The sequence below is a fragment of the uncultured Parasphingorhabdus sp. genome (assembly GCF_963975555.1).
Classification (GTDB): Bacteria; Pseudomonadota; Alphaproteobacteria; order Sphingomonadales; family Sphingomonadaceae; genus Parasphingorhabdus.
The window spans coordinates 937,255-960,875 of the sequence record NZ_CAXBHH010000001.1; the positions used below are offsets into that span (position 1 = coordinate 937,255).

General features: G+C 56.8%; 26 protein-coding genes and 1 tRNA gene. 22 read left to right on the top strand and 5 right to left on the bottom strand.

Annotated elements, in window-relative coordinates:
• Nucleotides 1–7 precede the first annotated feature (7 nt).
• A complete protein-coding gene (locus tag AAC060_RS04655; RefSeq protein ID WP_339823398.1) occupies nt 8–1,291 on the bottom strand; it encodes an MFS transporter in 1,284 nt (427 codons plus the stop codon).
• A 148-nt stretch (nt 1,292–1,439) separates the two neighbouring features.
• Here AAC060_RS04655 and AAC060_RS04660 point away from each other — a divergent pair, with 148 nt between their 5' ends.
• Nucleotides 1,440–2,027 carry a DUF2585 domain-containing protein gene (locus AAC060_RS04660; protein WP_339823797.1) on the top strand — a complete coding sequence of 196 codons (588 nt, stop codon included), beginning with the start codon at nt 1,440–1,442 and terminating at the stop codon, nt 2,025–2,027.
• Here the strand turns inward: AAC060_RS04660 and AAC060_RS04665 are convergent.
• From AAC060_RS04665 to AAC060_RS04675, 3 genes are read right to left on the bottom strand one after another with little or no spacing between them, the layout of a single operon-like run.
• Nucleotides 2,010–2,303 carry a hypothetical protein gene (locus AAC060_RS04665; RefSeq protein WP_339823401.1) on the bottom strand — a complete coding sequence of 98 codons (294 nt, stop codon included), beginning with the start codon at nt 2,301–2,303 and terminating at the stop codon, nt 2,010–2,012. The two genes, AAC060_RS04660 and AAC060_RS04665, sit on opposite strands and share 18 nt — an antisense overlap.
• Nucleotides 2,304–2,321: 18 nt before the next feature.
• Nucleotides 2,322–3,716, bottom strand: coding sequence for a class II fumarate hydratase (gene fumC, locus AAC060_RS04670; protein ID WP_339823404.1), 1,395 nt, complete (start codon nt 3,714–3,716; stop codon nt 2,322–2,324).
• Nucleotides 3,713–4,198, bottom strand: a complete 486-nt coding sequence (locus AAC060_RS04675) for a ClpXP protease specificity-enhancing factor SspB (RefSeq protein ID WP_339823407.1) — start codon at nt 4,196–4,198, stop codon at nt 3,713–3,715. Before AAC060_RS04675 ends, fumC begins: the two co-directional genes overlap by 4 nt.
• A gap of 115 nt (nt 4,199–4,313) precedes the next feature.
• On the opposite strand from AAC060_RS04675, the gene hisB reads away from it, so the two are divergent.
• The 11 genes from hisB to AAC060_RS04730 all read left to right on the top strand — a co-directional run bounded on the left by hisB (nt 4,314) and on the right by AAC060_RS04730 (nt 11,607).
• Nucleotides 4,314–4,907: an imidazoleglycerol-phosphate dehydratase HisB gene (gene hisB, locus AAC060_RS04680; RefSeq protein ID WP_339823410.1), complete on the top strand. Its 594-nt coding sequence runs from the start codon at nt 4,314–4,316 to the stop codon at nt 4,905–4,907.
• 117 nt (nt 4,908–5,024) lie between these two features.
• Entirely contained in the window at nt 5,025–5,645 is a 621-nt protein-coding gene (gene hisH, locus AAC060_RS04685) for an imidazole glycerol phosphate synthase subunit HisH (protein ID WP_339823413.1), read from the top strand.
• Nucleotides 5,642–6,370 (top strand): 1-(5-phosphoribosyl)-5-[(5-phosphoribosylamino)methylideneamino]imidazole-4-carboxamide isomerase, encoded by a 729-nt coding sequence (gene hisA / locus AAC060_RS04690; protein ID WP_339823415.1) that lies wholly within the window; start codon nt 5,642–5,644, stop codon nt 6,368–6,370. Before hisH ends, hisA begins: the two co-directional genes overlap by 4 nt.
• A gap of 105 nt (nt 6,371–6,475) precedes the next feature.
• Nucleotides 6,476–7,237 carry an imidazole glycerol phosphate synthase subunit HisF gene (gene hisF, locus AAC060_RS04695; protein ID WP_339823417.1) on the top strand — a complete coding sequence of 254 codons (762 nt, stop codon included), beginning with the start codon at nt 6,476–6,478 and terminating at the stop codon, nt 7,235–7,237.
• A 197-nt stretch (nt 7,238–7,434) separates the two neighbouring features.
• Nucleotides 7,435–7,818, top strand: a complete 384-nt coding sequence (locus AAC060_RS04700) for a PEP-CTERM sorting domain-containing protein (protein WP_339823420.1) — start codon at nt 7,435–7,437, stop codon at nt 7,816–7,818.
• Nucleotides 7,819–7,983: 165 nt separating this feature from the next.
• Nucleotides 7,984–8,304 (top strand): phosphoribosyl-ATP diphosphatase, encoded by a 321-nt coding sequence (locus AAC060_RS04705; protein ID WP_339823423.1) that lies wholly within the window; start codon nt 7,984–7,986, stop codon nt 8,302–8,304.
• Entirely contained in the window at nt 8,304–8,684 is a 381-nt protein-coding gene (locus AAC060_RS04710) for an HIT domain-containing protein (protein WP_339823426.1), read from the top strand. The genes AAC060_RS04705 and AAC060_RS04710 overlap by 1 nt, the downstream gene beginning before the upstream one ends.
• Before the next feature lie 52 nt (nt 8,685–8,736).
• Complete coding sequence (locus AAC060_RS04715) at nt 8,737–10,206, top strand: sodium-dependent transporter (RefSeq protein WP_339823429.1); 1,470 nt, start codon at nt 8,737–8,739, stop codon at nt 10,204–10,206.
• Nucleotides 10,207–10,209: 3 nt separating this feature from the next.
• A complete protein-coding gene (gene yacG / locus AAC060_RS04720; protein WP_339823431.1) occupies nt 10,210–10,413 on the top strand; it encodes a DNA gyrase inhibitor YacG in 204 nt (67 codons plus the stop codon).
• A 101-nt stretch (nt 10,414–10,514) separates the two neighbouring features.
• Nucleotides 10,515–10,590: transfer RNA gene (locus AAC060_RS04725), tRNA-Phe, on the top strand.
• 249 nt (nt 10,591–10,839) lie between these two features.
• The gene (locus tag AAC060_RS04730) at nt 10,840–11,607 is read left to right on the top strand and encodes a glutaminyl-peptide cyclotransferase (RefSeq protein ID WP_339823433.1); all 768 of its coding nucleotides are present in this window, start codon (nt 10,840–10,842) and stop codon (nt 11,605–11,607) included.
• A gap of 80 nt (nt 11,608–11,687) precedes the next feature.
• Here AAC060_RS04730 and AAC060_RS04735 read toward each other — a convergent pair whose 3' ends face one another.
• Nucleotides 11,688–12,599 carry a LysR family transcriptional regulator gene (locus AAC060_RS04735; protein WP_339823435.1) on the bottom strand — a complete coding sequence of 304 codons (912 nt, stop codon included), beginning with the start codon at nt 12,597–12,599 and terminating at the stop codon, nt 11,688–11,690.
• Nucleotides 12,600–12,904: 305 nt separating this feature from the next.
• On the opposite strand from AAC060_RS04735, the gene AAC060_RS04740 reads away from it, so the two are divergent.
• The 10 genes from AAC060_RS04740 to AAC060_RS04785 all read left to right on the top strand — a co-directional run bounded on the left by AAC060_RS04740 (nt 12,905) and on the right by AAC060_RS04785 (nt 23,596).
• Entirely contained in the window at nt 12,905–13,474 is a 570-nt protein-coding gene (locus AAC060_RS04740; RefSeq protein WP_339823438.1) for a carboxymuconolactone decarboxylase family protein, read from the top strand.
• A gap of 69 nt (nt 13,475–13,543) precedes the next feature.
• Nucleotides 13,544–14,233 carry a haloacid dehalogenase type II gene (locus AAC060_RS04745; protein ID WP_339823440.1) on the top strand — a complete coding sequence of 230 codons (690 nt, stop codon included), beginning with the start codon at nt 13,544–13,546 and terminating at the stop codon, nt 14,231–14,233.
• A 148-nt stretch (nt 14,234–14,381) separates the two neighbouring features.
• Complete coding sequence (locus AAC060_RS04750) at nt 14,382–15,116, top strand: NAD(P)H-dependent oxidoreductase (protein ID WP_339823443.1); 735 nt, start codon at nt 14,382–14,384, stop codon at nt 15,114–15,116.
• A 201-nt stretch (nt 15,117–15,317) separates the two neighbouring features.
• Nucleotides 15,318–17,675 carry a chemotaxis protein CheA gene (locus AAC060_RS04755; RefSeq protein WP_339823446.1) on the top strand — a complete coding sequence of 786 codons (2,358 nt, stop codon included), beginning with the start codon at nt 15,318–15,320 and terminating at the stop codon, nt 17,673–17,675.
• Entirely contained in the window at nt 17,672–18,094 is a 423-nt protein-coding gene (locus AAC060_RS04760) for a chemotaxis protein CheW (protein ID WP_339823449.1), read from the top strand. Before AAC060_RS04755 ends, AAC060_RS04760 begins: the two co-directional genes overlap by 4 nt.
• A 64-nt stretch (nt 18,095–18,158) precedes the next feature.
• Nucleotides 18,159–18,527: a response regulator gene (locus AAC060_RS04765; RefSeq protein WP_339823451.1), complete on the top strand. Its 369-nt coding sequence runs from the start codon at nt 18,159–18,161 to the stop codon at nt 18,525–18,527.
• Between the two features lie 10 nt (nt 18,528–18,537).
• Nucleotides 18,538–19,644, top strand: a complete 1,107-nt coding sequence (cheB, locus tag AAC060_RS04770; protein ID WP_339823453.1) for a chemotaxis-specific protein-glutamate methyltransferase CheB — start codon at nt 18,538–18,540, stop codon at nt 19,642–19,644.
• The gene (locus AAC060_RS04775; protein ID WP_339823455.1) at nt 19,641–20,489 is read left to right on the top strand and encodes a CheR family methyltransferase; all 849 of its coding nucleotides are present in this window, start codon (nt 19,641–19,643) and stop codon (nt 20,487–20,489) included. The genes cheB and AAC060_RS04775 overlap by 4 nt, the downstream gene beginning before the upstream one ends.
• A 103-nt stretch (nt 20,490–20,592) precedes the next feature.
• A complete protein-coding gene (locus AAC060_RS04780) occupies nt 20,593–22,113 on the top strand; it encodes a bifunctional diguanylate cyclase/phosphodiesterase (RefSeq protein WP_339823458.1) in 1,521 nt (506 codons plus the stop codon).
• A gap of 7 nt (nt 22,114–22,120) precedes the next feature.
• Nucleotides 22,121–23,596, top strand: coding sequence for a methyl-accepting chemotaxis protein (locus AAC060_RS04785; RefSeq protein WP_339823460.1), 1,476 nt, complete (start codon nt 22,121–22,123; stop codon nt 23,594–23,596).
• The last annotated feature ends 25 nt before the right edge of the window (nt 23,597–23,621 follow it).

A 23,621-nucleotide genomic window follows, 5' to 3' on the forward strand; every position in this document is an offset into this window, starting at 1 on the left:
GATTGCGCTAGGCCGGCGTTAGCGGCGGTTTCAAGAAAAATGCGGCGATCAGTCCGGCGGTCAGCAAGCTGATCGCGCCGGCAAAGGCGATATCATAGCTGCCGCTTGCCTCGAAAATATAACCGGCCCCGGCGGGTGCGGCTGCCGCAAAAGGCAGCATAACCGGCGCGAGCACCGAATTGATGATCGGGAAGGCGCGTTCGCCGAAATAATTGCCCGTCACCACCGGCCCCAGCACCAGCATGCCGCCATAGCCCGCTCCGAATAACATGCCCATGATCGAGAGCAGGATGATATTATGGCCAAGCCAGAAGCCCGCCAACCCGAAGGCCATCAGGAAAATGAATCCGAATACGGTCCAGCGCAATTCGAAATGGTCACCCAGCCAGCCGGCAGGGATCCGCGCCAGTCCGCTGCCCAATATCGCCAGCCCGAGGATGGACGCCGCCTCCAGAGCGGAGAGGCCACTGTCGGTGAGGTGCAAAATGCCGTGGTTGAGCAGGAAGAAGAAGGTCGCCAGATAGCCCAGTGTGATCAGCATGACGAGATAGAGCGTTGGCGTCCGGATGACCTGCTTCATCGTCCAGTCATGGCCGGTCCGGTGGGTTTTTGGCCGTAAGCTGGCGGCTAGCGGATCATGAGCGGCGCGGCCGGGGTCGACGCCGTCGGGAAACTGGCCGATATCCTGCGGCCGGTTGATGATGAATTGCGTGGCGATCAAGGCGATTACGACCATAATAGCAGCGATCCACCAGGCGGCGCGCCAGCTGTCAAATCGATCCATCATGGTTGAAAGCACCGGTTGTGCCAGAGCTCCACCGAGAGCGCCGCCGGTCATGACGATACCGATGGTGGTGGATCTCTTGATGCTGAACCAGCTGATCATCGCCGTTTGCGAACAAATCGGGCCGGTCAGGGCAAAGGACAGCCCCATGACGCCGCCCCAGATCAGGATCCACTGCCAAATCTCGCTGACCGCGGAAACCAGTAGTAGCAGTCCGGACAGCATGACGAGCAGGCCAATGCTGATCGTCTGGCGCACCCCGTATCGACTGAGCAGAAAGCCGGTCAGCGGATAGGCCAGCCCCAGCATCATCAGCGCGATCGACTGGGCCAGCGATGCTGTGCCGCGGTTCCACCCCATGGTCTCGACCATGACCGGAAAGGCTACGGAATAAGCGAAATAGACGAAGCCCGAAGCGGCAAACTGGATGAAGAAGATCAGCCCGACATTGGTCCAGCCATAGAATTTGCGGGGCGATTTCCCCGTTCGCGCGGTGGTTGCCAACATGCTCTCCTGTACCGCTTTATCCCGACGGCTTTGGCGCAGCTTACAGTAATGTCAGTTACAATCAATATTGCAATTGGGGGGATAAGCTGTTCTCACAAGATCATTGCGTGGGAGGAAGTGCATGACAAAATGGCCGCTCAGGATCAGCATGAGCAGTGCGCTGATCGCGTTCATATTATTCGCCGTATTCGGGCTGATCCTGTTTGGTATGGGACGCCCGGCTATCTGCGCCTGCGGCACGGTCAAGCTGTGGCAGGGCGTCGTCCAGTCTGCGGAAAACAGCCAGCATCTCGCCGACTGGTATTCGATGAGCCATATCATCCACGGGTTCATCTTCTTCGGTATCGGCCATCTCTTACGCAAGCGCTTCCCGAAGCTGTTCCCGCTCGGCGTCATTGTGTGCCTGTCGATATTGGTCGAGGGCGCATGGGAAGTGCTGGAAAATTCGCCGGTCATCATCGACCGCTATCGCGAGGCGACCATTTCCTATGGTTATGAAGGCGATAGCATCATCAACTCGATGGCCGATATTGCATGGATGATCGTCGGATTTTTTCTCGCATCACGCCTGCCGTGGAAGGTGACGCTGGCAATTGCCATTATTTTCGAGCTGTTTACCGGTTATATGATCCGCGACAATCTGGCGCTCAACATCCTGATGCTCACGGTACCGATCGAAGCGGTGAAGGACTGGCAGGCGGCCGGCACCGGCTATTGGCTAACCGGGAAGCCTTAACGCCGGTTTTGCAGCGGCTTTTTTCTTTTCCGGAACCGGACGGCCTTCGATCTCGATAACCGCTTCGGATGCGGGAAGCGCTTCTGCCTCTTTCGAGTCATCATAAAGCTTTTTTGCGATTAAGGCCCCGCCGACCAGCAGCGCGCCGGGGACGGACCGGGTCGCTATGCGGGCGGCGATCATGCCGAGGCCGAAGTTCCGCAAGCCATGGCCACTGGTATGCTTGCGCGCCTCGTAACCGACCATCGTGGTGAATATATTTCTGATTATCGACATGTTGTTTTTGTTCCCGGATCAGCCATTTTTACCGACCATATTCTCAGGTCTTACATGGGTATCATAGGTTTCTGCGTCAACTAGGCCGAGTTCCAGCGCGGATGCGCGCAGGGTCTGGCCGGTTTTATGGGCATATTTGGCAATCGCCGCAGCCTTGTCATAGCCGATCACCGGAGCCAGCGCGGTCACCAGCATGAGTGAATTGTCGACCAGCTCCTTGATCCGCACCTCATTGGCTTCCATCCCTTCGACACAGCGTTCAGAAAAACTGGACATGCCAATCGAGATGATCTCGATCGAGCGCAGCACATTGGCGCCGATCAGCGGCTTGAATACATTGAGTTCGAGATGGCCTTGCATCCCGCCGACGGTCACCGCCTGATGATTGCCGATGACCTGCGCGGCGACCATAGTCAGCATCTCGCACTGGGTCGGATTGACCTTGCCCGGCATGATCGAGCTACCCGGTTCATTGGTGGGCAGGTCCAGCTCACCAAGACCGGAACGAGGGCCGGACCCGAGCAGGCGGATATCATTGGCGATCTTGGTCAGCGACACCGCCAGCGTGTTGAGCGCGCCGGACAATTCAACCATCGTGTCATGCGCGGCCAGTTCGGCGAATTTATTCGGGGCGGAGGTGAATTTGAGGCCGGTGATCTTGGAGATTTCCTTGGCGATATTCTCGCCGAAATTTTCCGGTGCATTGAGGCCGGTTCCGACCGCTGTGCCGCCTTGCGCCAGCTGACGCAATCGCGGCAGGACCGTCTCGACCCTGTCACGCGCCGCCACCAGTTGCGCGGCATAGCCGGAAAATTCCTGTCCGAGGGTCAGCGGCGTGGCGTCCTGCAAATGGGTGCGGCCGATCTTGACGATAGACTTCCACTTCTGCGCCTTTTCCGCCAGCGCATCGTGCAATTGCTCCAGCGCCGGGAATAGTTCGACTTCGAGAGCGCGCGACGCCGCGACATGCATGGCTGTCGGGAAACTGTCGTTCGACGATTGGCCGCGATTGACATGGTCGTTCGGGTGAACCGGATATTTGCCGCCACGCGTGCCATATATCGCCTCGTTGGCGACGCCGGCGATCACTTCGTTGACGTTCATGTTCGACTGTGTTCCGGACCCGGTCTGCCAGATGGTCAATGGAAATTGATTGTCATATTCGCCGGTGCGAACAGCATTGGCGGCTTTCTCAATCGCTGCAGAAATCTCCGGCTCCAGACCATGGATGCCATTGACCCGTGCTGCTGCCTGTTTGACCGCCGCCAGCGCATGGATCAGCCGGATCGGCATGCGTTCCTGCCGCGGGAACGGAAAATTCTCGATACTGCGTTGTGTCTGTGCGCCCCAATAGGCGTCGGCGGGAACCTGTATCTCGCCAAGAGAGTCTGTCTCTGTGCGGGTTCCGCTCACTTTTTCTTGCCGAAGTCCACCGTCACCACGTTGGAGCCATCATCAACCGGCGTGACCGTTTCCGTCTCGCCGTCATTTTCCGCCGGGTCATGGTCGTTCACATCACCCTCGACCTCGTCAACGTGGAATTGCAGCGCAAAATCGACCGCCGGATCGACGAAGGAGGTTATCGCCGCGAACGGGATATGCAGCATAGAGCTGATCTGGTTGAAGCTCAGGCCGACTTCGAATCGATCCTTGTCGACCTTCAGGTCCCAATAGCGGTTCTGGATGACAATCGTCATCTCGTCCGGAAATCTCGCGATCAGATGATCGGGGATATCAACGCCGGGCGCACGGGTCTTGAAGGTGATGTAAAAATGATGCTCTCCGGGAAGGCCGCCCTTGACGACTTCTCCCAGCACCCGGCTTACCACCGCGCGCAGGGCTTCCTGCACGATTTCGTCATATGGAATCAGGCTATCTGGGGCATCTTCACTCATTTGCACTAGGTGGCGCGAAGCGGGCAGCGGGTCAAGAGTCTAAAATGAATTTCCTGTCGAGCAAAAGACCGCGAAATTCTTGCCTGATTTGTCCAAGCCTTTATAGGCCGTCTGCATGAGAAGAGCGACAATCGAACGAAATACCAAAGAAACCGAGATTTTTGTCGAGCTGAACCTTGACGGAAGCGGCCAATTTGACGTGTCCACCGGCATCGGCTTCCTAGATCATATGATCGAGCAATTTTCGCGTCATTCCCTGATTGACCTGAAATTGCGGATCAAGGGCGACCTCCACGTCGACCAGCATCATACCACCGAAGACAGCGCCATCGCGCTGGGCCAGGCGATCAACAAGGCGCTCGGCGACAAGGCGGGGATCGTTCGCTACGGCAGTGCCTATTCGCCAATGGACGAAACATTGAGCCGGGTGGCGCTGGATATTTCCGGTCGCCCCTATTTCGTATGGAATGCCGGCTTCACGCAGGAGCGGTTGGGCGAGATGGACACGGAATTGTTCAAACACTGGTTCCACAGCGTCGCCGATGCTGCCGGCATCACGCTGCATATTGAGCTGCTATATGGCGAGAATAACCACCATATCGCTGAAAGCATCTTCAAGGGCTTTGCCCGCGCGATGCGGCTGGCGGTAGAACGCGATCCGCGCAAGGGCGACGCGATTCCCTCGACCAAGGGGCAGTTGGGTGGCTGAGTTGTGTTTCCCGCGTCAGCGGACTTTTCTTCAGGATTCTATCACGCGAAGCCGCGAAGTCGCAAAGAAGATGCGGATTTCGGGTAATCTTCGCGCATTCGGCGGTTGATTGGCATTATGTCTGAAACCATCGCTCTTATAGATTTCGGCGCCGGCAATTTGCACAGTGTCCACAACGCCTTGATGGCCGCAGGGGCCGGCCATGTCTCTGTAACCACCGACCCGGAACTGGTGGCGCGCGCCGATCGGATCATATTGCCCGGAGTGGGCGCCTTTGGTGCCTGCCGCGATGCACTGGTCGCGATCGACGGCATGGTTGCCGCGATGGATCGGCGGGTCCGCGCTGAGGGCATACCCTTTCTCGGCATCTGTGTCGGGATGCAGATGCTCGCCGATAAAGGCATAGAATTTGGCGAGCATGATGGGCTCGGCTGGATTGGCGGCACGGTAAAGGCGATCGAGCCTGCCAGTGACGACATAAAAATCCCGCATATGGGCTGGAACGACGTGACCCCGACCGAGGGGCATGATCTTCTCGAGTCCGGCGAAGCTTATTATCTGCACGGCTATCATTTTGATGCCGCCAATGAAGCCGACATATTGGCGAAGACCAGCCACGGCGTGCCGCTGGTATCGGCGGTCGGTCGCGACAATATCGTCGGCGTGCAATTTCATCCGGAGAAAAGCCAGGCTTATGGACTGGCCTTTCTCAACCGTTTTCTGGAGTGGAAACCATGATCGTATTTCCCGCAATTGACCTCAAATCAGGCGAAGTCGTGCGCTTGGCCGAAGGCGATATGGATCGCGCCACCGTCTATGGCGACAATCCGGCGGAGCAGGCCGGCCTGTTTGCCGCTGCCGGTGCCGAGCATATTCATGTGGTCGATCTCGACGGCGCTTTTGCCGGATCGCCCCAGAACGCCGAAGCGGTGGAAGCGATTGTCGCCAGCTTTCCCGGCTATGTCCAGTTGGGCGGCGGTATCCGCAATCGCGAGACGGTCGAACGCTGGTTCGAACTGGGTGTCGCCCGGCTGGTGATCGGAACCGCGGCGCTAAAGGATCCCGATTTCGTCAAGGATATGGCGAAAGAATATGAAGGCGGCATCGTCGTCGCGGTTGACGCACGGGACGGCATGGTCGCGACCGAAGGCTGGGCCGATGTGTCGGATGTCAGCGTAAGAGATCTTGCCCGGCGGTTCGAGGACGCAGGCGTTGCCTCGATCCTGTTCACCGATGTCGGCCGCGACGGCATGCTCACCGGCTGCAATATCGAAGCCACCGTCGATCTGGCGCGCGGCGTCGATATTCCGGTGATCGCCAGCGGCGGGGTCAAGGGTATCGATGATATCCATATGCTCAGCCTCTATGCCAAGGACGGCGTCGAAGGCGTGATTACCGGGCGGGCGCTTTATGACGGGCGGCTGGATCTGGCGACAGCGATTGCGATGGCCAATCGTGGTTGAACTGTTTTCGATATTGTCGTCCCAGCGAAGGCTGGGACCTAAACCACATGTGCTGGACCCGCTGATATCGGGTTGGGCCCCAGCCTTCGCTGGGGCGACCAAGCCATGACCGTTCGTATCCGCGTCATTCCCTGTCTTGACGTCGCCAAGGGCCGCGTGGTCAAGGGCGTTAATTTTGTTGATCTGCAGGATGCCGGCGATCCGGTCGAACAGGCACAGGCTTATGATGCGGCTGGCGCAGACGAGCTTTGTTTCCTCGACATCACCGCATCCCACGAAAATCGTGACACGATTATCGATGTCGTCCGGCGGACTGCCGAGGTCTGCTTCATGCCGGTGACCGTCGGCGGCGGTGTCCGCACGGCGGATGATGCACGGGCTTTGCTGATGGCCGGAGCCGACAAGGTGGCGGTGAACAGCGCCGCTGTCTCCCGGCCCGAAGTGGTCAGCGACATTGCCACCCGTTTCGGCAGCCAGTGTATGGTCGCCTCGATCGACGCCCGGAAAGTGGCCGAAGGGCGCTGGGAAATATTCACTCATGGCGGCCGCACGCCGACCGGGATCGACGCGCTGGAACATGCTGTCCGCATGGCCGATCTCGGGGCTGGGGAGTTGCTGGTGACCTCGATGGACCGGGACGGCACCCGCGATGGCTATGATCTTGAACTAACGCGCACCCTGGCTGATGCTGTATCGATCCCTGTTGTCGCCAGCGGCGGGGTCGGCAATCTCGAGCATCTGGTCGAGGGTGTAACCAAAGGCCACGCCAACGCGGTGCTCGCCGCCTCGATATTCCACTTCGGCCAATATAGCATTGCGGACGCCCATGCTGCGCTACGCGCCGCGAAGCTGCCTGCCCGGGCCTGATTCCGCCGAAAATTGTAAATATTCCATAAACATTGCCATGTTGAGCGATGGTTAATGTCGGTTTACTTTACATCTGCAGATTTTTCGAAATATCATTAACTATTCTATCGCCCCAAAGCCGCACGTTCCGGCGAATTGGCAAGGCTCTTGCGTAACCATTCTTATATAATTTTTGAAACTGGGAATGGAATTCAATCGTGAAACTGGTGAAATGCACAATCTGGACCGCTGCTGCAGCGCTTGCCGTCGTAGCGGCCGCGCCGGCCGAAGCGACCTGGAGCAGCGACATTAGTGGCAGCGTCAAAGGCTGGAGCAGTTCCGGCGGCGGTAGCTCACGCGGAAGCAGCTCTCGGGGCGGCAGTTCCGGATGGGGCAGTTCGGGCTGGGGATCATCCGGCCATGGGGGCTCATCCAGTTACGGGGGGTCGACAGGTTCAACCGGCGGTACAGGTTCGTCCGGTGGCACAAGTTCTTCTGGCGGTACGCCGGTTCCCGAACCTTCGAACATGCTGATGCTCGGCCTTGGTCTGGCCGGACTGGTTGCAGGCCGAATGGCTGCCCGGCGTCGCAAAAAGCTATAATCAACAAATTCCCGGCGCCGCCCGCTCTCCAATTGCGGTATGGCCCGGATGGGACCGTCAGGGGGGCATCCGGCGGTCCCTTTTTTGTGTCCTCTGTTGCAGGATGATCAAACTTGTGCTGCTAGGACTTGACGAACAGGCGATCCGTCGCGCAAACCGCCAGTGATGAACGATATTCTCAAATCTCTCGAACGCACGATTTTGGAACGCCGCGAAGCGGAGCCGGAAACAAGCTATGTCGCCAGCCTGCGAGCCAAAGGCCGCGCCAAAATGGCTGAAAAGCTTGGCGAAGAGGCGACCGAAGCGGTAATTGCCGCCGTGCTTGATGACAAGGCGGGGATGACCGGAGAGGCGGCCGACCTATTGTTTCACCTGATGGTGCTGCTCGCCGACATGGACCTGTCTCTCGATGACGTGACCGCCGAACTGGCCCGCCGCGAAGGTCTGTCCGGCCTCGAAGAAAAAGCCGCAAGAGGAGCAAATTGATGGCGATCGACCCGACCCTGGCTTATGACGACGACAACATATTTGCGAAAATCCTGCGCGGGGAGATTCCTAACAAAACCGTCTATGAAGACGAATGGGTACTCGCCTTTCACGATATCAATCCGCAGGCGCCGGAACATATATTGGTGATCCCGAAGGGCCGCTATGTCAGCTGGGATGATTTCTCGGCGGCGGCGAGCGAGGCTGAAATTGCCGGATTTGTGCGCGCCGTCGGCCATGTCGCCCGTGAAGCGGGAATGGTCGAACCCGGCTATCGCCTGCTCGCCAATATCGGCAAAAACGGCCATCAGGAAGTGGCCCATCTGCACGTCCATATTTTTGCCGGAAAACCGCTTGGCCCGATGCTGATGCGCAGCTAGTAACAAAAGTAACAAGGCCGAGACCGGCTCGAGATTACGGGGAGAATGATATATGGCAGGCGCAACAGCACCGAGAGGAGAGGGCTGGTCCTCGCGAACCGCATTTGTCTTGGCCGCGATCGGTTCGGCCGTCGGGCTTGGCAATCTGGTTCGATTCCCCGCTGAAGCGGGCGCAAATGGCGGCGGTGCCTTTGTCATATTCTATATTTTCTGCGTTTTGCTGATCGGTCTGCCGATCCTGCTTTCCGAAACACTCATTGGCCGCCACGGTCAGGGGTCGGCTATCGAAAGCATGAAGAAGGTGGCAATCGAATCCCGCGCCTCAAGCTGGTGGTCCGTCGCTGCCGGTATCGGGATGGTCGGTGCTTTCCTGATCCTCACATATTACAGCGTCCTGGCGGGCTGGATCGTGCATTTCATCGGCATTTTTGCCGGAGATGTCGCCCATGCTTTCGCGTCGGGCGGTCTGGCGCAAGGCGCATTGCAGGATTCGTCGGTCGACCAGGTTCAGGCTCTATTGCCGGCCCTGCAAGCGAACAGCAGCGAAATGCTGGCGATGCACGCCATTTTCATGGCTCTGACGATATTCTTTGTCGGTCGCGGCGTCAGTAGCGGCATCGAGAAAGTCGCTGTCTGGCTGATGCCGATTTTCTTCATCTTGCTGATTGCGATCACCATATATGGTGCCTTTACCGGATCATTCGGTGCGGCTCTGGAGTTTCTGTTTGATTTCGAGCCGGCGCGCTTGCTCGATCCGTCGGTCCAGCTGTCGGCGCTCGGTCAGGCCCTGTTCTCGCTGTCTCTGGGGTCGGCACTGATGATCACTTATGGAGCCTATGCGGCGCGGGACATCAATCTCGCGAAAACATCGGTCCAAATCGCCAGCGCCGATACGTCGGTTGCGATTATCGCCGGTCTGGCAATATTCCCGATCACGTTCGCGGCGCTGGCTCCGGCCAGTCTGACTGCAATATTGGATGGCCAGGAACAGGTGCAGGGCGGGCTCGGACTGTTGTTCGTCAATCTGCCGGTCGCGTTCCAGACCATGCCGGCGGGCTCGCTGATTGGCTTGCTGTTCTTCATCATGGTGTTTTTTGCAGCGCTGACCAGTTCAGTTGCGCTGCTCGAGGCCTCTGTCAGCTGGGCGATAGGGCGTTTCAAACAGCCGCGCTGGCTGGTGACGATCATATTGGGCGGGCTTGCCTTCCTGATCGGTGCCTGGGCAAGCTTCTCGTTCAACAGCCAGGCCGATTTCCAGCCGTTTGACTTCATGATCTTCTCCGGTCAGCCGGTATTCGGCATCATTGACGAGCTGACCGCAAAGATTCTGCTGCCAACATCCGCGCTTCTGGTCGCTATCTTTGTCGGCTGGATCGCCGACCGGCGGTTGATCGACAGCGAAAATGGCCTCGATGGCAATCTGCATCGCATCTGGCTGTTCCTGGTTCGCTGGCTTTGCCCGCTGGTGATATCTGCCATCCTGCTGACCGGCCTGTTTCCCGGCCTATTGGGGCAGGGATAGCAGATGGCCGGATCAAAAGCGCCGAAATGTCCGGTGTGCAAGCGTGTTGCGACGGCAGAATTCTCCCCTTTCTGCAGCGCGGGCTGCAAGGATCGCGATCTGCTGCAATGGCTGGGTGACGGTTATAAAATCCCCGGACGAGCGGTTTCGCCGGACGAACTGGCCGAACATTTCACCGGGGATTCCGGCCGAAATGGAGAGGACTGAACAGGCGCAACAAAACCGCCATTTTTAGGCTGGACAAGCAGCAATAGGCCCGCCTATAGCGTCGCTTCCTAACGTGGCCAGCGCATCGCGCAGGCCCAGATGCCCGAGTAGCTCAGTTGGTAGAGCAAGCGACTGAAAATCGCTGTGTCGGTGGTTCGAATCCGCCCTCGGGCACCACTTTATTCTTAAATTCTCAACGTCTTGTGAAACAGCGGTCCTGTGGACATTTTAAGCCCGGACCTTGGAGGGTTAGCTCGCGCCCTACGGGAGGCCCGGTGACCAGAGACGATCTGCCGATGCTATCTCTGGCCGGCGCCTATTGCTCGCCGGGTAATATGACAAAGTTCTTGCTAGCCTACCGCTGTTTCCTGCCGGGTACGAAACTGGTCGCTCGACACGATGACGCGGTGGTGGCATTCTATCAGGATGATAAAATGCTTCTCATTCATTCTCGCGATATTGCTGTTTGTGGCACCAGCCCATGCCAGTGATTTGCCGGTTTGCGGATATGAAGTCGTGCACTCCTATCCCCATGATCAACAAGCCTTCACCCAAGGGCTTCTGTACCGAGATGGCCACCTTTTCGAAAGTACCGGCTTGAGGGGCAAATCGACAATCCGGAAAGTCAGGTTGGAAGACGGCGAGATCCTGAACAAAGTAGCATTGCCACCCACCGTCTTTGGAGAAGGTCTGACAGATTGGAAAAATAGACTGATCAGTGTCACCTGGCGCAGCGGTCAGGGGTTCCAGTGGGATATCGGGACCTTGCAGCAAACGGGTACTTTTGAATATTCTGGCGAAGGCTGGGGTTTGACCAATGATGGAGCGCGGCTCATTTTAAGTGACGGCACTCCGGCATTGCGGTTTCTCAACCCTGAAAATATGCAGGAAATTGGGATGATCTCTGTAACCCTAAACGGCAGACCGATTGCCAATCTAAACGAACTGGAATGGGTCAATGGCGAGATATTTGCCAATGTGTGGCAAACCAATTTCATCGTTCGCATCGATCCCGCCAATGGCAAAGTGAAAGCCGTTATCGATCTCACAGGCCTTCAAAAAGAATTTACCGCACAGGGGAATGAGGATGTGCTGAACGGGATTGCCTATGACAGTGCAAAAGACCGGCTATTCGTCACTGGAAAAAATTGGCCGAAATTGTTCGAAATCAATATAGTTGGATGCGCAGATTGAACCTCTGTTCAGGGGCACAAGGGCTACCCATGATGCGGGAAATCTATTTGCTCCCGCCACCAATAACATAGCGACCCCACCTACCCCTCGATCAGCTCCGCTACCTCTCGCAACTGTCTGCGCAGCCATGTCTGGGCCGGATGACTGCCCAGGCGCGCGTGCCATACCATGTCGATGCTGCGATAGGCTGGCGGGGCGGTTACCGGGCAGGCGGTTATCGCCAGTCCCATTCGTTTTGCAAAGACCTCGCCCATCGGTCTCGGGCAGGCCATGATCAGGTCGGTTGCTTCGAGCGCCAGCGGCGTCGGTGCAAAGGTCGCCATGGTCAGAACCACCTGACGGGCTCGCCCGCTCTGCGCCAGAACATCGTCGACCCAGCCGCTGGGCTCACTACGTGTGCTGACCAGCAGATGCTGCGCGCTCGTATAGGCGTCCAGGTCCAGTGGGGTGCCCGCCAGCGGGTGGTCGGGCCGCATCACGCAGACCCAGTCCCCGTCGAACAAAGGTTCCGAGACAAAACGTTCTGGCGGATCAGGCCAGCTGATCAACGCAACGTCAGCGGCCTGGGTATCGAGATATTCGCCCGAATTTATGCTCGCGGTAATCGTGCGTATCGACAGACCCGGTGCGATTTTCGTGATCCGCTCGAGCAGTGGCGGGATCAAGGTCATCAGCCCGTAATCCTCCGTCGCGATGGTGAACGAACGCTGCGAAGTTTCAGGGTTGAAGGACGCACTATCAAGCGCATCTTCTATGCCGCTGAGCGCTGCCTTTATCGGGCCGCTCAATTCCAGCGCCCATGCCGTTGGCCGCATCCCGCTCGGGCTGCGAACGAACAGCTCGTCACCGAGCCGCTCGCGCAAACGGCTGAGGGCGTTGGAGAAGGCCGGTTGCGACAGGCCAATGTCCTTTGCCGCATGGGTTACGTTGCGCTTGCGCATCAGCGCGTCGAACACAACCAGCAGGTTCAGATCCAGAGAACGTAAATTCATACTGTGAATAATAGTTATTCTATTATTCAATTTCAACAATCAATCCGGAGCGTCCATATCACTTCTCGACGGGAACAGATCGTTGTCGTCCAGCAGAACGAACAGACTAAAGACTTGAAGAAAATTCAGGTCCACCCTTTGGCGGCGGCACCCATCCCTCCCTCCCGTGCCGCCGTCATCCCCCAAGGGTATAGTCTTTCCCTCAGGCGGCAGCGCGTCCCCCGACTCTCCCCCAAGCGCTGCCGCCATGACGGGGCGTTACCTGCAGAAAACGACTGCAACCGAATTGCACCAAAGGAAAAAACATGACCGAATTCACACTTTATGACGAAACCAACGCACCCGAAGAGAGCCGGATATTGCTGTCCCAATCCAAAAAGGGTTTCGGTATGGTCCCCGGCCTGCATGCGGTGATGGCCGAAGCGCCGGGCCTTCTGGAAGCCTATAAGATTGTCCATGAACTGTTCGCCAATTCCAGCTTCGACAAGGATGAAATCACCGTCGTCTGGCAGACCGTCAATGTTGAAAATGCCTGCCATTATTGCGTTCCTGCCCATACCGGCATTGCCAAGTCCATGGGCGTCAGTGACGCCATTACCGATGCTCTGCGCAACGAAACACCGTTGCCCAATGCCAAGCTGCAAGCTTTGCGCGATTTCACGCTGAGCGTGATCCGTGATCGCGGCAATGTCGCTGACGACAAGGTGCAGGCTTTCCTCGACGCGGGTTTCACCAAACGGAATATTCTCGAAGTGGTTCTCGGCTATTCGCAAAAGATCATGTCGAACTACACCAATCATCTGGCGCATACGCCGGTTGACAAAGCCTTCGAAAAATTTGCCTGGGAGAAAGGCGGCACGCCCGCAGCCGCCTGACCGGGTCGCAAGGTCGGGGCGGCGGCAGGTCCGTCGCCCCGATTTGCCGACAGAATAATGGAGCATGACATGGAAAAATCCGACGCTGCGCCCATAATCGTCTTCGACGTCAATGAAACGTTGCTCGACATCACCGCGCTCGAGCCGCTGTTTGACCGGCGGTTCGGTGATGCTGCCATGCTACGCATATGGTTTGCAGAACTGATCCTCTATTCGCAGACCATGACCCTGTCGGGTCTCTATGCGCCCTTCGGTGAACTGGCGGCAGGAACATTGGTCATGGTCGGTAGCAACCATGATATCGCGGTATCGGACGCTGACATTGCCGAGCTGAAAGAACGTCTCGGTAACATGCCCGCCCATCCGGATGTCGTCCCCGCTCTTACGCGCCTGCGCGATGCCGGCTTCCGGTTGGTCACCTTGACCAACTCCGCAAGCGGGTCTTCGCCGACGCCGCTCGAAAAGGCCGGGATTGACCATTTCTTTGACCGTCATTTCAGTATCGAGGCCGTGCAGAAGTTCAAACCGGCACCGGAGACCTATCAATATGTGGCGCGGGAACTGGGTGTTGAAACCACGGATATGCGCATGGTCGCTTGCCATTTATGGGATATAATCGGCGCGCAGGCCGCAGGCTGCAAAGGTGCATTTGTCACCCGGCCGAACAATGCCATCCTTCCAGCCGAGGGACTCTCTGCACCGGATATCGTCGTGCGCGACCTTGGCGAACTTGCCGATCAGCTTGCCGCGCCATCCTGAAGGTCTGCCGAACCACTTGTCCTGCGGAACGAATAAGGGGTTCCTGCGTAAGCTATAGGAGCCCCGGGATTGTGATCCCCTTGGCGATCAGACGCACTCTTCTGCTTCGCCCCCATAGCCCTCCCCTTAATCGAGACAGGAGAAGCCGATGACGAATGAAGAAACAAAGCCAGATTATACCGGCCTGAGCGCCGTATTCATCAACACCACATTGACGCCATCCCCCAAGGAAAGCCATACCGACACTCTGATGGATGTCGTTCGCGACATCATGCGCGGTGCCGGTGTATCGGTGCAATCCTTCCGCAGCGTCGATCATGACATCGCGCCCGGTGTCTATCCGGACATGACCGAGCATGGATTTGATAGCGATGCCTGGCCGGCGATTGGCAAGGCAGTGCTGGACGCGGATATATTGGTACTGGGCACGCCCATCTGGCTCGGTGAGGTCTCTTCGGAATGTCGCAAGATTATCGAGCGGCTCTACGCACACAGCGGCGAGATGAATGACAAGGGCCAGTATATTTTCTATGGCAAGACAGCGGGCGCCGTCATCACCGGTAACGAGGATGGCGTGAAACATTGCGCCATGGGCATGCTTTATTCGCTGGCCCATATCGGCTATATGATCCCGCCGCAGCCCGATGCCGGCTGGATCGGCGAAATCGGTCCCGGGCCTTCTTATGGCGATAAAAAGGACGACGGCTCGCGCGTCGGTTTTGACAGCGAATTTACCGCTCGCAACGCGACTTTCCTCGCGTGGAATTTGATGCACAGCGCGCAAATGCTCAAAGATGCAGGCGGGTTGCCGGATTATGGCAACAGCCGCCGTGCCTGGGATAATGGCGAGCGCTTTGATCATCCCAATCCGGAATATCGATAAGCCCTTTTAAAGACAGCTCATCCGGCTGTTCAAGCTTGACCGGTTGATGAGCCGGTCATGGACGATTCTGGCTGTGGCCCAGGATCATCGCTGATCGGGTTCCCGGACGGCAGTCGCCGCCCGCTGCGCCTTGCTAATCTTAACGGTTCATCAACCATCACCGTGCCAATGATAGAGCCTATATCTTTGGGGTGGAGGAATATGGACGATCTGCTGGCAGAATTCATAGCGGAAACGCGAGAAATGCTGGAAGCCATGCAAGGCGAACTGGTGACGTGGGAGGCTGACCCTACCGACCGCGCCCGTCTGGATACGATTTTCCGTTTCGTCCATACTGTCAAAGGCAGCAGCGGCTTTTTTGATCTGCCGCGTATCGAGAAGCTGGGTCATGCCGCCGAGGGTGCCCTGGCACAGGTTCGTGCCGGCAAGCGCGCTCCCGATAATCGTCTGATCACTGGCGTTCTGGCAACCATCGACCGTATTGTCGCTATGGTTGATGCAATCGACGCCGGTGAAGAATTTCCCGCCGGTGGCGATGAAGAATTGGTCCGGGCCCTGGAATATGACGTGGACAGCAGCAGCGGTCCGGATGCCGTTGCTTCAGCACCGCACACCGACGACCCCAAGAAAAATATGGTCCGGCCGGCACGATCTATCCGTCTGCCAGTACCGCTGCTTGACCGGGTGATGTCGGGAATATCGGACATCGTTCTCGTCCGCAATGAACTGGCTCGCGCCATTCGCGAAACCGATGTCGATCCGTTGGTCAGCGCTACTTTCGAACGGCTCTCTGCGATAGTCGATGATGCGCGCCAGGATATCTCGCGCATGCGCATGCAGCGTCTGGAACATCTCTTCGCAACCTTGCCCCGCCTCGTCCGCGATCTTTCGGCGGAACTGGGCAAACAGGTGACAATCGATATCGAGGGCGGGCAGGTCGAACTGGACCGCGAACTGATCGAATTGTTGCGCGATCCGTTGATGCATATTTTGCGCAACGCAATCGATCACGGGCTCGAAACGCCCGCCGAGCGGCGTGCTGCGGGCAAGGGGGAGTCTGGCCTGATCCATGTTACGGCGCGCCAGACAGGAAACAGCATCTTCATATCGATCACCGATGACGGATCGGGCGTGGATATGGAAAAACTGTCTGATCGCGCGGTTGCTGCCGGCATAACGACGGCGGCAGAATGCGCCAAAATGTCGGAAGCGGATCGCATTGCGCTCATCTTCCATCCCGGAGTGTCGACAGCAGAAAATGTGACGGCGATCTCGGGGCGGGGCGTCGGAATGGACGTCGTACGCGCCAATATCGAAAGCCTGGGTGGGAGTATTCGCGTCACCAGTACGGCCGGTGAGGGCACCCGACTGGTCATTTTATTGCCCGCGACGCTCAGCATCATTCCGGCCCTGACCGTAAAAGTCGGCAATCAGAGTTTCGGCATTCCTCGTTCTTATGTGGAAGAAATTGTCAGCGTCAAATCGCAGGCGCTGGAATTTGATCAGGCTGGCGATACCCTGCTGGTAACGTTCCTCGGCCAGCGTCTGCGTTGCTGCTCGCTGGCCAGAATTCTGGATATTGAAGCCTGCGATGATCCGCAAAAGTCCGTTCTGCTGATGATCAGGCTCGCAGGTGGTGATCTGTTCGGACTAGCTGTGGACGAGGTGATCGATCATCAGGAACTGGTTATAAAGCCGCTGCCGCCAGCGATCACGGCAACCAGGCTCTATACAGGCAGTTCTTTGCTGGATGACGGCAGTCTGGTGTTGATGCTCTATGTCGGCGCCATTGCCGATCGGGAAGGCCTGGTCAGCGATGTCAATAAGGCCAGCCGGAAATCGGCCTTGGCGGAACGGCAGAATGTCGTCGAGGCAGAAGCTGTTTCAGCCCTGCTCATCCGGGGGCTGGACGGGCAACGTCGTATCGTCCGGATGGATCCGGTCAGCCGGATTGAAACCGTCGACAGCGCCGCGGTCCGGATTACGGACGACGGTGCCCAGGTTGTCATTGACGAAGAAATTTATCCACTGGCCGGAACCGGTTATGGGGCGCCCGGCGAAGGCGAGATAAACCTGCTCATATTGAGCGATGGCGCAAACCAGATCGCCTACGCTGTACAGAATGTCGTCGACACGATCCACATTGCCAATGCGGTGGTGCCGGAAGAGAAAAAAGGCGAGATCGAAGGCGTCACATTATTCGAGGGGGAAGCGTTAGAGGTGCTGGATTGCCATTGGCTGTTCGCGAAGCATGATGGCTATAGTCGCAAGAAAATAACAAAAACCTGCCAAATCAACGAAGAGGATCACTGGGTGCATTCGATCCTCCGTCCGATGATCGAGGCAGCCGGCTATACAATAGTGGGGGCAAACAGTACCGAAGCTGTCGACATCGCCATAACCATGAGCAACGAACCGGCCGCGCCCCGGCATGCCGGACAAGTCATCACCCTTACCAATGATCCGGACGCAGCGGATCATAAGGGCGGTGTCATCTATCGCTATGATCGCGGCACCCTTCTGGCCTCCTTGATGGAAACGCGAAGGAAAGCGTCATGAATATGCCGGTTCTGCTGGTCCAGCTTGCGGGGCAACGCATCGCCTTGCCCGCGCTTGAAATAGACTCGGTGATCAAACTGGACAAGATAACGCCGGTCCCTGGTGTGCCGCCCCACATTATCGGGATCAGTTCGCTACGCAGTCGGGCGTTGACCGTAATCGACTGTGCCAAAATGTTCGGGGTTATCGATTATGACAGCAACGGAACCAAACACGCAGCCGTTCTCAATTTTGAAGGGCATGATTATGCCTTGCTTGTTGATATGGTCGAGGACGTTGTGGATGCCCTGACCGATCCCGTGCCGGTGCCTGGCGGAGCCGGCGAGATATGGTCGAAAATTTCCGATGGCCTGATCGAAACGCAGGTCGGTCCGGCGATGCTGATCAAGGTCGATACAGTCATCAATAATTTACACTAAACAATGCATTAAGGCTTTGGTCAGGCTTAGCGGATATCCTGATTCGACAAATGAGAGATTAGAAATGACTAAAACCTGCTTGATCGTCGACGATGCCAGCGTAATTCGGAAAGTTTCGCGACATATTCTGGAGTCGCTCGGCTTCGAGGTGAGCGACGCCGAAAACGGTCTTGTCGGTCTCGAAAAATGCGATCAGCATGTCTATGATCTTATCCTGCTGGATTGGAACATGCCGGTGATGACGGGTATCGAATTTATCGAGGAACTGCGTGCCCGGCCAAATGGGGATATTCCCAAGATTGTTTTTTGTACGACCGAAAGCGACGTCAGCCACATCCGCGAGGCGATGAACGCCGGCGCCGATGAATATGTCATGAAACCCTTTGATCACGAGACGCTGCAGATAAAACTTCAGATTGTCGGGTTCGACTAAGGCCGGAAACATGACAGGGGCCGATATAAATCAAGCGGGCCAAGGGCAGGGTGATCGCAATCGGGCCGGAATGATCCGCGTCATGATTGTGGATGATTCGCTGATCGCTCGCACGGTGTTGCGAAAGACGATCGAGCAAACCACCGATCTTGTCTTTTCGGCGATGGCAAATTGCGCCGAGGATGCGATTGAAAAACTGTCGCAAGTCGAGGTTGATGTCATCCTGCTTGATCTGGAAATGCCGGGCATGGGCGGTCTCGCTGCATTGCCGGAGATTCTGGCGCGCGCTCGCGGAGCACGGGTGATCGTGATTTCTTCGCTTACAACAGCAGGAGCGGAAACCACCGTGGCCGCTCTGTCGATGGGTGCGGCCGATACTATTCTCAAGCCGCGACCGAGCGAATTTACGTCCGATTATCGCAGTGAACTTGCCGCACGCATTCGTGCGATCGGTAGTCCGCCGATCGAAACCAACAGGACCTGTTCCGTCCGTAGCGACACGACGCACAGGAAATCCGACGGGAGGCCGAAGCCGGCACGAGTAATTGCCATTGGCGCATCTACCGGCGGTATCCATTCGATGTGCCAGATGCTGGGTGGCCTGTCCAAATATGTTGATCAGCCAATATTGATCTCCCAACATCTGCCCGACAGTTTCATGCCGGTATTTGCCCGTCAGCTGGAAATAGCCTCTTCGCGCAAGGCGAGGATTGCAAAAAACGGTATGGCGTTAACCTCTGGCGAAATCCTGATTGCACCCGGTGACGGGCATCTGACGGTTGAAATGAAGGACGGGGAACCTGTCGTGCGTATCGCCCGCCATAAGGTTCCCAATGGCTGCTGCCCTTCGGTTGATCCGATGCTGGAATCGCTGGCGGAATGTTTTGAAGGCGCCGTTCTCGGCATCATATTGTCGGGCATGGGGCGTGACGGGGTGCTCGGCGCACGCTGCGTTGTCGATGCGGGTGGCACGATTCTGGTGCAAAATCGCGAGACATCGCCCGTTTGGGGCATGCCGCGCGCCATTGCCGAGGCAGGGCTGGCTTCGGCCATATTGTCCCCGGAAGAGCTCGCGATCAGGGTTGTATCTAGTAGGGTGACAGGTAAATGGGCATGAACGCGGGATCTCAAAAAATCATTGCCGATTTGCTTTCAGCGCGAACTGGCCAACAGCTCACGGAAGACCGCAGCTGGCGAATTGGTACCGCGCTTTCCGGTATTTTCCGGCAAATCGGCATATCCAATGTTGATCAGCTTGTTTGCTTGCTTGACCAGCCGGCCTATGCAACCTTGTCCCAGCAAGTCGTGGAAGCACTGCTTAATAACGAAACCTATTTCTTTCGCGATCGCGCAATGTTTGACCAGCTGGCCAAACATGTGCTGCCGGAAATCGCGAAGCAGCGCCAGGAAGAGAAAACCCTGTCGATATTATCTGTTGGCTGTTCGACCGGGCAGGAGGTGCTGTCGCTGGGAATGATGCTGCTCGAACAGAAGGCGCGCTGGGCAGGCTGGAAAATCGACATCACCGGCACAGATATCTCCCACGGAGCCATCGCCACCGCTCGGGCCGGTACCTATTCGCAATTCGAGATTCAACGCGGTCTGCCGGTTTCGCAGATGCTGGCCCATTTCAACGAAACGCCGATGGGTTGGGAGGCGAATGAAGATTTGCGGGCGCTGATGCGGTTCAGGGTTCATAATCTGCTTGATCCGATGCCTGCAATCGGATCGTTCGATCTGATCCTGTGCCGGAACGTGCTGCTGTATTTTGATTCAGAAACTCGTCAGCGCGCTTTTGCGCGGCTGATGGAGGTTTTGCATCCTGATGGCTGGATCATGCTTGGTGCCGGCGAAACTATTATCGGTCACACCGATGAGCTGGCGTTGGTCAAGGGAGGGATCGGACTCTACCGCCCGGCCCGCTCCGATTTGGCAGCTCAATATGAGGTTTGCGCACGTTAGCAGGTCATTGAAAAACGTGTAAACTCGGGTAAAAAAACATTAATCAATCCTTAGGTATAAGGATGTAAAGCACTGCTAACTATCCCTTATTGAGGATATTGGAGTGAGGAAGTACCTGAAGCAATTGGGGGGGAGCACCCAAAGCCTGGTTTTTACACCGCTGATCGTACTTACGTTGATCTTCGGTGCATTGGCTGTGTTGCTTGTCATGAACGACGCGATTTCAATACCGTTGACGTCGCCGTTGATCCTGGGTGGTGCCTTGGCCTTTGTCATTGCAGCGCTGGTTTTCGCGCGGCTGGGTGTTGTCTATATCGGCCACCTCGAGAGCCTTGTGATGACCGACAGTTTAAGTCTTTTACCGAACCGGCGCGCGTTACACATTGATGTTCAACGCAATGGCACACACGATTCAGAACTGGCCATTGCGTTGATCGATCTCGACGGATTCAAACTGGTTAATGACCAATATGGCCATAATGTCGGCGATCAGGTGATCAAAAATTGCGCAACCATGCTCGCGGATTTATGCGGGGATGACGCACGTTGCTATCGTCTGGGCGGCGATGAATTCGCGATTTCCATGACAGGGCCACTTGCCGGTACGATCGTCGAAGGCATCTCCCGCAGCTTTATCGATCTCTTCAAGAAGCCGATCATTGTGGACGATCGCCGCATTGTGATCGGGGCGAGTATTGGCATTTCATGCAGCAAAGGTGCTGACCGGCAACATTCCTCCGAACTCCTCCGTCGTTCCGATGTCGCTATGTATACGTCCAAGCGCAACGGCAAGATGCGATGTACCTGGTACCAACCCGAATTCGACCGCAACCGCGAGGTTGCTCAAAAAATTGACGGCGAGATGCGTCGCGCCTTATCCAATGATGAGTTTTATGTGCATTACCAGCCTCTGGTCTGTGCCCGGACGTCCAAAATTGTCGCGGTGGAATCCTTGTTGCGCTGGGCGCGACCGGATGGTGAGCCAATGGGCCCAGATGTCTTCATCCCGATCGCCGAAGAAACAGGTTTGATCAATCCCATAGGGTTGAAGGTTTTGCGACGGGCTTGCAACGATGCGCTGGCCTGGGACGATATCACGCTCTCGGTGAATATTTCTCCCGCGCAATTGCGTGATGTGGAATTTCCCATTCAGCTGGGACAGATTCTGGAGGAAACCGGCTTTCCGGCCGAGCGGCTCGAACTGGAAATAACCGAAACCTGTCTCGTGCTGGATCCGGTGCTGGCCGAACGTACCCTCGACGTCATCAGGGGGTTTGGCGTCAGTATCGCGCTGGACGATTTTGGCACAGGCTATGCTTCTATCGGTTTTCTGCGGATGTTCCGCTTTGAAAAACTGAAACTGGATCGTTCTCTGGTGGTCGACGCGGGAGAAGATGAAGGTTCCCGCGCCATGATGATCTCCAGCATCAGCGTCGCGCGCGCGCTCGACATGGCGGTCACCGCTGAGGGGGTTGAAACCCAGCAACAGGCGGATTTGGCGAGAATAGCTGGTTGTGACTATATCCAGGGCTGGCTCTATTTCAAAGCAATGCCGCCGGATGAGATCACCCATCACCTCAACAAGCAAAATGCGCAAAACGATCAAACAAAGCTAATCGGATAGGATAGATATGATGACCGCAGCTGCGACCGCTCCGACGGAAAAGCCCGATCTTAGTTCGGCCCATAACGAAACCAAAGATATGTTGTTGTCGCTGTCCAGCCAGCGCGCCAATTCCCTTTGGACCAGATATCTTGATTGTTCGGTCGCGACCAAGCTCAATATCTATCACGGGGTGAACTCGCTTATAGGTTTCGCATTGGTCGGCGTCGGCTGGTTCTCGCTGAACGCGATCCAGGCCGACTTGGTGAAGCAGGGCATCAACGCGCCCACTATCTCCGCAATTGCTGACCGCGCAGAAATGATATTCCTCCTGATCATGGTCTTGGCCGTGGGCTGGGGTGCCTTTGCAATTGTTCGCGTTAGCAGGGATATTTCCGGTAGCATCAAAACGCTCGTGCCCATGTTGTGGGACGTAATCGAGGGCAAGATGGATATGGAAATCCCCTATGTCGAACGCCAAGATGAAATCGGAGAGATGGCGCGATCGATAGAGGTGTTCCGTCGTGCGTCCGTTCAGCTGCAGAAGGTTCGCAGCGAGCGTGAAGCGGCGCATGAACGGGAAAAGGAAAATGAAGCGAAGCACGACCGTTTGCGGGATGAGCAAACCCGGAAAATCCGGATCATGGCTGACAAGTTTGAAAACACGATCAGCGACGTTGTCAGCAGCGTAGCATCCGCTTCGGTCCAGTTGCAGTCGACCGCCACGTCAATGGCGACTTCAGCGGAACAGTCTTCTACCCAGACCGGCAATGTTGCAAAGGCAATGGAAGATGCCTCCAAAGGCGTAACCGCTGCCGCAGCCGCCAGTGATGAATTTGCCATGTCGATCGGCGAGATAAGCCGTCAGGCTTCCAGCTCGGCAGAGCTGGCACGCAAGGCGGCGGATGCAGCCGGTGAAGCCGATACGACGATGACCGCTCTATCGGTTTCCGCCGAACAGGTCGGCCAGATTGTCGAACTCATCCAGAGCATTGCTCACCGCACCAATTTGCTGGCGCTCAATGCTTCGATCGAAGCGGCTCGTGGCGGGGAAGCCGGCCGCGGATTTGCGGTTGTCGCCTCCGAGGTCAAGGAACTTGCCTCACAGACAAGCAAGGCCACTGAGGATGTCGCTCGCCAGATTGGCAATATGCAGGAATCGACCATCGCAAGCGTGGACGCGCTCCGTTCCATCGGTTCGCAAATCCAGAAGCTGGAAACGACCGCTGTTTCGATAGCGACTGCGGTTGATCAACAGGCAGTGGCCGGACAGGATCTGGCGCGCAGCATTGACGCGACCGCGCGGGGAACCGAGGAAGTTTCCAACAATATAGCACAGGTCAAAGAAACGTCACGGATGACCGGTGCCTCGGCAACCCAGGTTCTGGGATCGGCAACCGATCTGGAAAACCAGGCCGCCAAGCTCAGCCAGCATGTCGATCAGTTCCTGGGCTATGTTCGCGAATGGGATTTCTTCTCGCATTCAAACGGTACAGACAGTTAAACCGGTCCTGTTCACCAATATGCGA